The 11,523-nt window shown below is 54.8% G+C and carries 10 protein-coding genes; 2 read left to right on the forward strand and 8 right to left on the reverse strand.

All coding sequences use genetic code 11. From position 1 onward, the window contains the following. Window positions 1-8 precede the first annotated feature (8 nt). From WC600_17525 to WC600_17535, 3 genes are all read right to left on the reverse strand, one after another. Window positions 9-635: a hypothetical protein gene (locus tag WC600_17525; GenBank protein MFA4904538.1), complete on the reverse strand. Its 627-nt coding sequence runs from the start codon at window positions 633-635 to the stop codon at window positions 9-11. Window positions 636-693: 58 nt separating this feature from the next. Beyond that, complete coding sequence (locus WC600_17530) at window positions 694-1,725, reverse strand: efflux RND transporter periplasmic adaptor subunit (GenBank protein ID MFA4904539.1); 1,032 nt, start codon at window positions 1,723-1,725, stop codon at window positions 694-696. Between the two features lie 375 nt (window positions 1,726-2,100). Continuing rightward, the gene (locus tag WC600_17535) at window positions 2,101-3,459 is read right to left on the reverse strand and encodes a TolC family protein (protein MFA4904540.1); all 1,359 of its coding nucleotides are present in this window, start codon (window positions 3,457-3,459) and stop codon (window positions 2,101-2,103) included. Between the two features lie 234 nt (window positions 3,460-3,693). Between WC600_17535 and WC600_17540 the strand changes: the two genes are divergently transcribed. Both WC600_17540 and WC600_17545 read left to right on the forward strand, forming a co-directional pair. Then, window positions 3,694-4,587, forward strand: a complete 894-nt coding sequence (locus WC600_17540; protein MFA4904541.1) for a protoglobin domain-containing protein — start codon at window positions 3,694-3,696, stop codon at window positions 4,585-4,587. A gap of 269 nt (window positions 4,588-4,856) precedes the next feature. Then, window positions 4,857-5,306: a ferritin family protein gene (locus tag WC600_17545; GenBank protein MFA4904542.1), complete on the forward strand. Its 450-nt coding sequence runs from the start codon at window positions 4,857-4,859 to the stop codon at window positions 5,304-5,306. 363 nt (window positions 5,307-5,669) lie between these two features. Here WC600_17545 and WC600_17550 read toward each other — a convergent pair whose 3' ends face one another. The 5 genes from WC600_17550 to WC600_17570 all read right to left on the reverse strand — a co-directional run bounded on the left by WC600_17550 (window position 5,670) and on the right by WC600_17570 (window position 11,184). Then, entirely contained in the window at window positions 5,670-7,286 is a 1,617-nt protein-coding gene (locus WC600_17550) for a carboxylesterase family protein (protein MFA4904543.1), read from the reverse strand. Window positions 7,287-7,474: 188 nt separating this feature from the next. Next, window positions 7,475-7,942 (reverse strand): hypothetical protein, encoded by a 468-nt coding sequence (locus WC600_17555; protein ID MFA4904544.1) that lies wholly within the window; start codon window positions 7,940-7,942, stop codon window positions 7,475-7,477. 132 nt (window positions 7,943-8,074) lie between these two features. Continuing rightward, window positions 8,075-9,235 (reverse strand): saccharopine dehydrogenase NADP-binding domain-containing protein, encoded by a 1,161-nt coding sequence (locus WC600_17560; protein ID MFA4904545.1) that lies wholly within the window; start codon window positions 9,233-9,235, stop codon window positions 8,075-8,077. Window positions 9,236-9,517: 282 nt separating this feature from the next. Beyond that, a complete protein-coding gene (locus WC600_17565) occupies window positions 9,518-10,723 on the reverse strand; it encodes a HAMP domain-containing sensor histidine kinase (protein MFA4904546.1) in 1,206 nt (401 codons plus the stop codon). After that, window positions 10,720-11,184: a hypothetical protein gene (locus WC600_17570; protein MFA4904547.1), complete on the reverse strand. Its 465-nt coding sequence runs from the start codon at window positions 11,182-11,184 to the stop codon at window positions 10,720-10,722. The genes WC600_17565 and WC600_17570 overlap by 4 nt, the downstream gene beginning before the upstream one ends. Window positions 11,185-11,523: the final 339 nt, after the last annotated feature.

Raw genomic sequence — 11,523 nt, forward strand, 5'->3', positions numbered from 1 at the left:
ATTATGAATTAGTAGGTTCGAAAATTATGCTCTAATCTGGTACCGACACAAAGCAATCTTTCCCCTGGCTTTGTGCCACAATATTCACAGATTACCCTTCCTATATAACTCTGGAAATTATGTTCAAGACGAGAACCTACGCAAAGTAATCTTTCTCCTGGCTCAGAACCACAGTATTTGCAATAGATTTTTCCCTGAAAGGTTTCAAAATTATGTTCTAATCTTTTGCCGACACAAAGCGTTCTTTCTCCTGGTTTGGTGCCACAATATTCACAGATTACTCTTCCTGTAAAACTCTGGAAATTATGTGCAGAACGAGAACCGACACAAAGTAATCTTTTGCCTGGATCAGAACCACAGTATTTGCAATAGATTAATGGTTTTTCAGATTCTTTGGCCAATAATTTAAGGTTATCGGCCAAAGTTTCCGTTTTAGTTTCTGTTGATTTTACTTCCCGGGTAGATGCTTTGTAAGTGATATTGGGTTGTTGAAAATTAGATCTGTCAATAACTGTTTTTATAATGTCATCGTAATTTATTTTATTTTTTTCTTCTCTTCTATATATTTTTTCCAAAAAGTACCAAATTGCTGCTATTCCACCCAATATCGTACATATTGTTAAAAAATTTTCCATATTTCTTAAGCTTGTACCTTAACCAAGATTTCCCGCCTGAGTTAAAATTTTAATTACCTCATTCTCTGGCCTTATTTTCGGCAGGGCAAATTATCTGATCGCCCACCTGCAACCCCGCCAACACTTCCACCTGCTCTTCCACCTGCCGGCCCAGCTTCACCTGGCGCATCTGGGCCGTGTGGTCCACCAGCACCTTGACCATGGTGAGCTGGCCTACGGTGTGCACCGCGTCTTTAGGGATGAGGATGCCCCGGGTTGCTCCCAAGGGCAGGGAGAGCCGGGCGAACATTCCCGGCATCAGGGCTGGGTTGGTGAGCAGCGTGGTGCGCACCTTGAAGGTGCGGCTGCCTGCGGCGCTTATGGGAAAGATTTCGGCCAGGGGGAGGTCCGCCGTAAAATTCACTGCGGGTACGGAAATGTGGGCCACCTCGCCCAATTTGACCTGTTCCCGGTAGTTGTCGTTGACCTCGCCTTCGATCTGGAGCCGGTCGGGGTTATAGAGGGATACCAGGGTTTGGCCGGGCTGGGCCAGGTCCCCCACCGCCACCTTGCGCTCGGCCACGACCCCGGCTTCAGACGCCTTGACCACGGTATAGCCTTTCAGGGTGGCGGCCTCGGAAACCAGCGCCTGGGCCGTCTTGTAGCGGGCCTCCATGGCCCCGAACTCCTGGGGGCTCGCCGCACCTTCCTTGAGCAGGAACTGAAAACGGTGATAGTCGGCCGCGGCCTGCTTCAGTTGCGCTCGGGCCTGGTTGAGCCGGGCCTGGAACTCCGCCGCGGACAGGCTTACCAAGGCGTCCCCCGCTTTGACCCGGGAGCCCGCCTCCACCCAAATCTTCGCCACCCGGCCGGGAACCTGGGAGGATACCTGGGCCAAGCTTTTACTGATCACCGTCCCCAATACTTCAAGTTCCCGGGGAATCTCGGTTTCCTGGACGGTCAGAATCCGGCCCGTTGGCGGGGCGCTGGTCAGTTGCACCAAGCCGGGGGCAATCTTGCCGAAATGGAGCAGCCCCGCCAGCCAGGCCATGAGCACGATGGCCACCAACACCAGGGCGCTCAGTCCGATAATTTTCTTTTTATCTGCCATGGCACCTTGCGGATGCAAGAGTTAGAGGCTGAAAACCCAACATCCTGAAATCCCCCTAAATCCCCCTTTTGCAAAGGGGGACTTTTTCTTCTCGTTCAATTGTTCCCAAAGATGGTGCGTAAGACGCACCCTACTTCCGGCTCTGGTACGACCCCGAATTTTCCTTTGCTAATGCCGGTTTTAAAACTATCCCTTTTCGACAATGAATTTGATTTTGCAAGCATTTCGACAAATTTCTGGGAGCGTCCTTAAATATGGCCAGCCAGTCATCAATATCCTTTTCCGCAGCCTGGAGATTTTCCCGGTCTAAGTCCCAGCGCGGCGCATTGGTGAGGATATATTCCCGGGCGACCTGGCCGACCCGCCGGGTCGCGTCTACGGCTTGCCGCTCTCTGCCACGGGGCCGGAGATGGTTCCCAGGGCCAAGTCCAGCCCCGCCTGGGCCAGGTAGGTGTCAAACAGGGCCGCCACCTGGCTCAGTTCGGCGTTTTTCAGGGCGTCCTCGCCGTTAAGCAGGTCAACCAGGATGGTGAGCCCGGTCTGATACCGCATACGAATCAGCCGCAGGCCCTCGCGGGCTTGGACCACCGCGGTCTGGGCCACCTTCAGGCGCTCATGGGCCGTCTTCAGGTTCAAGATGGCCTCGGTCACCTGATGCCTGACCCGGTCTTCCAGGTCCCGTTTTAAATCCCGGGCCTGAGACTCTTTGGCCCGGGTCTCCCTCACCTTGGCCAGGTCGGAAAGGCCGTTAAACAGATTGAAGTTAAGCAGGGCCATGACGGTGTAGCTGTCGGCGCTGCTGCCAAAGAGGCGCCGTTGGTCCACGTCGTATTCCGCCACCACGTTCAACCGGGGCAGATAATTGAGACGGGCCTTGCTGTATTCTTTCTGAGCCACTCGGGACGCCAGTTCCAACTGCTTGAGGTCCGGCCGCTTTTCCTGAGCCGTTTTATTCAGGTCATCCAGCCTGGGGGGCAGAGGCGCCGGTTCCTTGGGGGCCGGGGCCAAAGGCCGCTCTCCGGTCTCCGGCAGGCCCACCACCCTCCCCAGGAGGCTCTGGGCAATCTTCACCTGGCTGGCTGCGGTCATCTCTTCCTGGGTCAGTTTGGCCAGGTGAACCTCAGCGGACAAGACGTCGGAGTTTACCACGGTCCCGGCTTTAAAGCGGGTTTGGGCGATATGCAGGTTTTCTGTGGCGGTATGCTTCGCCTCTCGCACCACCGCCAGATTCGCCTGGGCCAACTGCAACCCGAAATAAGCCTGGGTCACCTGGAACAACAACTGCTGGCGTGAACTGAGGATATAGGCCGCCGCCATCTCCCGGCTTAACTGGGACTGCTTATAGCCCAGAAAAGCCTCGCCCGCCTGGAACAGGGGTTGGCGCATCACCAAGCCGGTCTGAAAGTTCCCGTAGGCATTGGGGTTGTTCAAGTTATTGAGCAGGAAGTCCTGGCCGGTAAAGACCCGCTGATTCAATTTGCTCATGAAGACCTGGGAGGGCATGTCGGAGAAGGTGTAGGTCTCGTTGAAGTTGACTGTGGGCAGGAACCGGGCCCGGGCCTTGGCGACGTCTGCCTCCGCAGTTTCCATGGTCATGCCCGCGGCTTTGAGCGCCGGGTTGTGCTGCAAGGCCAGGAGCATGGCCTCTCCCAAGGTAAGGGACGGAGCGGCGGCCAGGGCGGTAGCCCCCCAACCGAGAAAAGCCAACAACAGGATAAGTGTGCGCAGCCTCATACCTTCCTACCCGAATATGCTGGCTATTATAATGGCCCTCTTCGCCGCTGACAAGCTTGATCGCCATTAATTAAAAGAAAATACGTGCAAAATTCTGCCTTGCCGGAAAGATTCACCTTGATGGAGAAAATTGCCGGTTTGGGGGCCACAGGCTTAAGTTTGATTTACAGATTCCGGGGCCTATGGTATGGATGAGGAGGTCAAACACGGACCAATTCAGCCGGAGAGGCAGGCATGCGGACTTTTCAGGAGATCAAGGACAACTACCGGTTTTCGGAGCCGGACATCGAGATTTTAAAAAGCCTCTTCCCTATGCTGGAGCCCCACGCCGACCGCATCGTGACGGACTTCTACAACCTGTTTCTGCAAATCCCCGACACCGCCAGGTTTCTGAAAGATGAGGTCAAGTTGGCGAGGCTCAGGACCCAACACCGGGATTGGCTGCTGGCCATGTTTCAAGGCCCTTACGATGAGCGCTACTTCCAACGCCTCCAGCGGGTGGGCCATGCGCACGTACGCATCGGTCTGTCGGCCCACTTCGTCTATGTGGGGATGAACCTGATCCGGCAGGACCTCCACCAGATTATCCATACGGAAGTGGACCCCCGGCAGCGGGAGAGCGCTTTCAGTGCGGTGGAAAAAATCCTTGACCTGAACCTGGATATCATTGCCCGGACTTACCACGAAGAAGAGATTCGCCGGGTCTTCCTCTCCCAAAAGCTGGACTCCTTGCTGATCCGCTTCTCCCAGCGCTTTACCTTCGGCCTCAACATCCTCCTGGTGGTGGGCCTCCTGGGCCTGTCGCTGGGGGCGGTAGGCCTCGTCGTGCAGGACGTGATCCACATCGCCCAGGGGAATCTTTCCCACGGCCTGGTGAGCGCCATGGGCTCCGTGCTTATCCTGTGGGTGGTCATCGAGTTGCTGGACATGGAGATCGACCGCCTCAGGGGCGGCGCCTTCAAGCTGCAACTCTTTGTGGGGTTAGCCCTGGTGGCCTTTATCCGGAAGGTGCTGGTGGCATCGCTGACGTCCCATGACCTGTGGACCGAAGGGCTTTACCTGGCGGGCATCCTGGTATGCGGGTCGATCTTCTGGCTGGTCTCCCGGGCGGAAAACTCCAAAAGGTAATAACTTGCCATTTCGATCTGGCCGCGGTCTGTCGGCCGCCGATGGGCAAGAAGCCGCGTTTCCGGAAAATGCATTAAAGTTCCGGTCTCAGCCTGTCGATATAGATAATAATAGCCAGGGCAGCACTATTCATAGCGTTCAGAGAGCTATCTTTGGTAGCCGCAGGCTTTAGCCTGCGCCTGCACAGGCGAGACGCCTATGCCACCATTTGAATGCGAGTTGGTATCACATTCGCCTGGGCTAAGATTATCCTCGAAAGGATTACTGCAATGAGCACTAATTTCCGTGATCTCATTCAAAAGGCGATTGCCATCGAGGCCAAGATGGCTGAATTTTATGGAACCATGACGACAAAGGCGACCACTCCGGAAACCCGGGAGATCTTCAAAATCTTGGCCGGCGAAGAAGAAGAACATCGAGCCTTATTGGAGGCCTACCTGGAAAAAGGCGTATTTCCCAAAATTCCTCGAATCAATGCAGCCGATCTCGAACCGACGGTAAAGATGGTTGCTTCAATTACCCCGGATATAACGCCCACCGATGCACTGGCCTTCGCGATCCGGTCGGAGGAATACCAACATCGGTTTTACAAGAAGCTGGCCTCGGAATATCCTCTCGGCTTGACTCAAAAATTTCTGGAGAGAATGGCGGACATGGAACTCGTCCATAAAGACAAAGTTGAAAAGCTCCACCGGTGGTTTTCGCGAGTTCAGGGATAATTGCTCAACGACACGTAACTATACATAGCGTCAATAATTTAACATATTTATCTTTGCGCCCTCTGCGCCTCTGCGGTGAAAAATAATTAACCGCAGAGGCGCAGAGAACGCAGAGAGCGCTTATGTTCAATTACTTATAGCAGTTGCCAAAAATTCTTTCTGATTGCTGGATTTCTAAATCCCCCTAAATCCCCCTTTTTCAAAGGGGGACTTTTAAAGCAATTCCGCTAAGTTCCCCCCTTTGGAAAAGGGGGGTTAGGGGGGATTTAGCTTCTTAGACAATGTGCCTTAAAGGAAAAAACTTTTGGCAAACGCTATAAGTCATTGCGCATAAAGGCGATTTCTGCATCTCGCGCCGTTATTTCAATAAGCCGATACCAGCCAGGTTTGGGCGATAAGATCATAGAGTTCCACCTTAAGCCCGGACTTAGCCGAAATTTCTCTGCCGAATTCCATATAATCCCGTTGCGTTAAAGTCCCGTAAGGCGGCCAGGGGGGAACGCCTGCGCCTTCAGGTTGGCCGGTTTTAGCGAAGTTGGTCCAATAAATCATGATCTGGTCCGAGAAGCGCCAATCGTCAAAGCCGAAGCCCAGGAGAATTTTGGTGAACCCGAATACCGAAAATATTTCGGCCCCGTGCACCACGCCAAGTTGATCATTGGAGAGCCGCTGTTTGGTTGAGTCCTCGGCCAGGATCTCCGTGGCCCACGCTGGAGCCCGGCGGGTGAAGCGATAGAACCAGGCCGGCTGCTGCACGTTTAAGGCTGTGCCTGCCATATAATTGGCCCAGGCGCCGAACCATTTGGCCGAGATCAGTTGATCCAGGCAAGGCCACAGGTCTTTAGGGGATGTAACCGGTAAAAGCTGCAAGACCCTGGCCGCATTCTTCCCGAAGGTCGCGTCCAGGTGCTGGCGGTAGGCCTCCGGGCTGCTGAATTGGGGCATGAGCCAGGGCAGAAAGATAGTGCTTTCATTGGCGGTGACGCCGGTGAGCAACGGCACCGGATGCCGCCGTCCCTGGCCAAACAGCCTGACGGGATGATCGGGAATCAGCCAACCGTCCACGGTGGGACAACACACGAGATGCAGAACTTCTACACCAAGCGACTCCTCCAGTGTGGCGGCCGCAATGGCAAGCCGGTCCCAGGGGACCTGGCGCAAGGCCGGCGCCACGTCCGGGGCCGGGGCTATGCCCAATTCCCCGGCCAGCCGCACCCCTACCGTTTCCGCCGGGATCACCCCCACCTGTTCGTGGCGCAGGGGCCGCAGGCACCCCACCACTGCCGGACTTTCAGCAATGGCCGCGTGAAACAGGCCTTGGGCCAGGGGACTTACCAGGAGCAAACTGACACTTGCGGCTCCGGCGGACTGGCCGAAAATGGTTACTCTATGGGGATCGCCGCCAAACTGGGCGATATTGCGCTGCACCCAGTTGAGCGCCGCCACCTGGTCAAGGAGCCCGTAGTTTCCCGAAACCTGGTGGGGCGATTCGGCTGACAGACTTGGATGGGCCAAAAAACCCAGGACCCCGAGGCGGTAGTTGAAGGTGACCACCACCACCCCTTTGTCGGCGAGGGCGGCGCCGTCATAGAGTTCGTCGGAGCCGCTGCCGTACATAAAGGCCCCGCCGTGAATCCAGACCATCACCGGCAGCCGTTCGCCCACATTTTTGGCCGGGGTCCAGACGTTGAGAAAGAGGCAGTCCTCGCTCATGGCCCCGGAATAACCCGGCTGGAGGCAGACTGGCCCAAAGGTGTCGCACCGGCGCGGCGCGGTCCAGGGAGTTACCGGCTGCGGAGGCCGCCAGCGTAATGGGCCTGTGGGCGCCGCGGCGTAAGGAATGCCCCGGTAAACGCCATCGGGATGGCGCAGGATGGGGCCGCTATCAAGCGGGATCACCCCCCGGTCCCCGCTCTCACAACCGCTGAGCAGGAGGACCATGACTAGGGCGAAGCAAGTCGATTGAATTTTAAAGGACACTTAACAACCTCTCACCTCCTTCCCCGTTGTGGCGTCTTCGCGATAATATTGAAGGTGGGTGAGGGGTAATTTTCACGGGATGAGCGTGTATTTCATTTATTGGAGATTCCGGCTTCATAACGGACTTGTATTCCGTTTTGGTAGGGTTCATGTATGGAGCAACGTAGCTATTAATGTCACTATCAGGGTCATTTCAGACGAACTGGACCATCAGGATTATCTGCTTGACTACTAATATATGTTACCATATCTTTGAAATTGGCAACATATTTTGGATCAGTGCATACAGTGTCTTTAAGATTGGCGGTTAAAATATTTTTAAATTTTATTGTGATTTGATTGCCGCGTTGGGCAGTATATTTGGTTGAAAGTTCCCCTGAAGCCGCTGGGCCAGTAGAGACGGGAGTCATTTCTACCTTCAAACCGCCACTTTGGTCCCCAGAGGCGGCGATGTTAAAAGTTACCTGCACTTCGTCAGTAATCAGACCTGTCCGTAAACGTCCTTGGGCGTCTCGCATTTCAACAAGTCCTCTTCCCACAGATTTCATTGCTTCTTCTAAGGTTATTTCACTAGGCCTCGGAACCACCGTCGTTGCACAGCCAACAAGATTAATAGTGAGTAACAAGATAACTAAATTCTGCAATTTAATGGCCATTTTCGCCCCCCCATTCTTGAGGTTGATATATAAAACTTAGATTTTTTAAATACTTTTATATAATAGCATTAGTTTTTTAATGTAATCTTAATCATCAAATCTCTCCCTCGGCAACTTTCCTGCTTGGCAGGCTCAGCCCCGGCTCACAACCACCTCAATCAGTTCCGAGGTTTTAAGCGGCATCGGGAAGGTGCAATAAGGCGCGAGCCTCTGGAAAAATTCCTCGGCATTGAAGGCGATTTCAGGTGCGATGACTCCCTTGTTGGTGACCCGCCCCTGGAGCAGGAGGCGTGTCCCCAGGGCCAGCGGAATGCCGGTGGCATTCGCCATGCCCGGAGGTGTGGCTTTTATGGAGGTTGCCACCAGAGCGGGTCTGCCGTCTTTGGCGCCTTTGGCGAGGGCAAAAAAGAGGGGCAAACGGGGAGTGCCGGCCACCCGTTTCGACTCCGAACTACTTTGGGCGGAATCCTCCGCCAGGATTTGCGCAGCTTCTTCCAGCGTCAGCCGGCTTTGGTCAATCTGGCTGGCGAGCCTTCTGAAACTGCCGATCCACGCACCGGGCATGACCATAACGCAGTAGGAGCGCGGCAGGTCCGGAAAGGAATAATGGAAGGACACCGGCTCCGGATGCCCCACGGTATAAACGACTCTGGTCCCCCTGCCGGGGTACTCCAGGGTGACGTCTGACAGGGGCTGATGCTCGACCAATTTCCCCCGGTCGCACTCCAAAATGGTGCCGGAGCACTGCTGCATCCAGTGAACCGCCGCGGCGGAATAGGCGACTCGCTCATCGCCGCCGGCGTCTTCTTCGATATTCCACCCTGCCACCAACTCCTCAGTCCGGTCCAGTTCGGCCCTGGCCCGCGCCGCCAGCATACTGGTGATCCCGGGGCTCGCACCTAACCCCACGATGGCGGTGATTCCCGCGGCTTGGGCCCGGTTGTTAAGCTCATGCATCGCCTTGGTCGGCTCCGGGTCATCGCAGATATCAAGGTAATCGATCCCCGCTTCCAGCGCGGCTTTAAATACCGTGACGCCGAAACGGAAAAACGGTCCGACACAGTTCATGACCACATCCGCCTGGCGCATCAAAGCGACCAGCTCGCTGCGGTTAGTGACGTCTATGCCGGTACCCCGAGCCTTATCACCACACAATGCCGCTTTCTGTTGGGCCGCCTTAAGGTCAAGGTCGGCAATAATCACGCTTTCCACTTCCTCAAAAGAGGCAATTGTGGCCGCGGCTATGGTCCCCATGGCGCCTGCGCCCAGCGCCAGAACTCGTTTCTTGGTCATTTTTTCTCCGGTCAGTAACTATTACTATATGATTGCTGAAAAACGGTTTTATTGTCATCCTGAACGCAGTGAAGGATCTCAAGTTATTAAAAATGCGAGATTCTTCGCTCCGCTCAGAATGACAATTCAGGGAAATGGGAAGTTCTTCAACCGTCTGCTATGGCCTGGTGAGGATCAGCATTTTTAGACCTAACCATTCCTCTGATCTAATCGGAAGATTTTGCTTTATCTTAAAAGAATAGTGGAGGTAGAGAGTTCGTCGGAGCAAGCGAGGCTAGGCGCTTACTTGCTTTCTTTGGTGGGCTCTGAAGTTTCCGGAGGTTCCGAAAGTTTTGAAGGCTCAGAGGTTTCCGGCTCGGGAGGGGCTGTAAGCGGGGCGGATGGCAGTAACTCTTCTGCGACCTCCGGACGGTCGGTGAAGCGGTGCGGCAGTCTGATGATCACGGTGGTGCCCCGGCCCACCTGGCTATCCAGGGTAATGACGCCCCGGTGTTCGTCCACGATCTGGCGCACGAACACCATCCCCAAGCCGGTGCCGCCGATCTTGGTGGTATAAAACGGCACGAAGACCTTTTCCACCACTTCCGGGGACATGCCCCGGCCCGTGTCGTGGATGATCAACACCGCAAATTTATCCTCTTCGGCAGTGCGCACCAGCACAGTGCCCCCAGGCCGGGTGGCCTCCACCGCATTGCGCACCAGGTGAGCCAGGGCCACCTTCAGGAGATGCATGTTGAAGCGGCCCACCAGGGGCGTGGGGCAGATTTCCGTCACCAGGGCGATGTTCTTGGCCCGCATTTCCGGAAGCAGCAACTGCAGGGTGCTGCGAATGATCTCGTTCAAGTCCTCTTGGGCGAAAAATGACGTCTTTCTCTGGGCCAGGGTCTCGAAGCGCTCCACCATCTGTTCGATGCGCCGGGCTTCCTCGGCGATGGCCGTGGCCCAGGCCCGGCTGGGGTCATCTTCGTCCGTTTTCCGCAAGAGACGATGGCTAAAGCCGCCGATGACATGCAGGGGATTGCGGATGCCGTGGGCCATGCCCAAGGCCATCTCCGACATGGTGCGCTCCATCACCAGGGCTTCCATCTCCCTGTTCAGGGCCAGAATCTCATGGCTGGTTTCTTCCAGGTGGTGATGATCCGCCTCCATGCGGCGATACAGGCGCTGAATTCTATGGAAAAACAGGGTGATGGAGGCGATGCCCACATAGACCACGGTATCGAAACCGCCGAAAATCCGCTGGACCAGAGCTAGGTTGGGCAGGTTCCAATAGGTGATAAGATCAGCCAGGGTATGGGAAGTGATATGGGTAATGGAAAAAATCAGAAAGATAATGGCGAGCCAGTTGAGGAATAGCCATAAGGCATTTTCCGGGTCCTGATCTACCAGCCGATAGCTCAGGCGCAGGGAGAGGATGCTTAAAATGAGCACAGCAAGCGAACACAGGTATCCCAGAATCCACAAGGGAGCGAGGGGCAGGGCGATCATTTAATCGCTCCGGGCTTGCGGGCGAGAGCCCTGAGGCCCAGATAAAACATGAGAAAAGCCGGCACCAAGAGAACAAAGTGATCAATCTTGGTGACATAGACCAGCCAGGTCTGAAAGCTGTCCATGAGGAGCAGCCGCCCCCAGCCCTGGCCCATGATCACGGGATTTCCCAGGGTCCAGTCGGCAAAATGGCCGACAAAGGCATCAAAGTTCCACAGGGCTAAGAGCGCCCAGGCCCACACCAGCAGCCGGAAACCACGAAACTTTTGCAACTTGGCGTGAAAAATTTCCTGGATAAAAAAGAGCATGCTCAAGCCAAAGAGCAGGTGCGCGATCTGGTGGACATAGGAGCCCTGGGTGCCAAAATTATACCAGGTGGCCCATTGGGCCAGGGCATGGCTCGGCATAAGCATAACGAGGAGGAAACCCGTAGAGCCCAACCAGACCAATCGGCGCCTCATATCTTCAGGCCTCTCTTGGTGCTATTGTGAGCATATTCGCGGGAATTGTCAATTATAGCGTTTGCCATAAATTTATGCCGCTGGCTGATTTTTAAATCCCCCTAAATCCCCCTTTTTCAAAGGGGGACTTTATAAGTAATTCCTTATAGTTCCCCCCTTTAACAAAGGGGGGTTAGGGGGGATTTGGGGTGTTAAAGTATCTCCTAATTACGGAAAAAACTTTTGAGCTTCTTGCAAAATTGCCGGACATTATGGAATCGCAGAATTCAGCCTATATGAGCACAGGCTGGAAAGCCTGTGCTACCGGGGAATTTTTAAATACCCATATAAAGTTTCGGC

Source organism: Desulfobaccales bacterium, assembly GCA_041648175.1.
Taxonomy (GTDB): Bacteria; Desulfobacterota; Desulfobaccia; order Desulfobaccales; family 0-14-0-80-60-11; genus 0-14-0-80-60-11.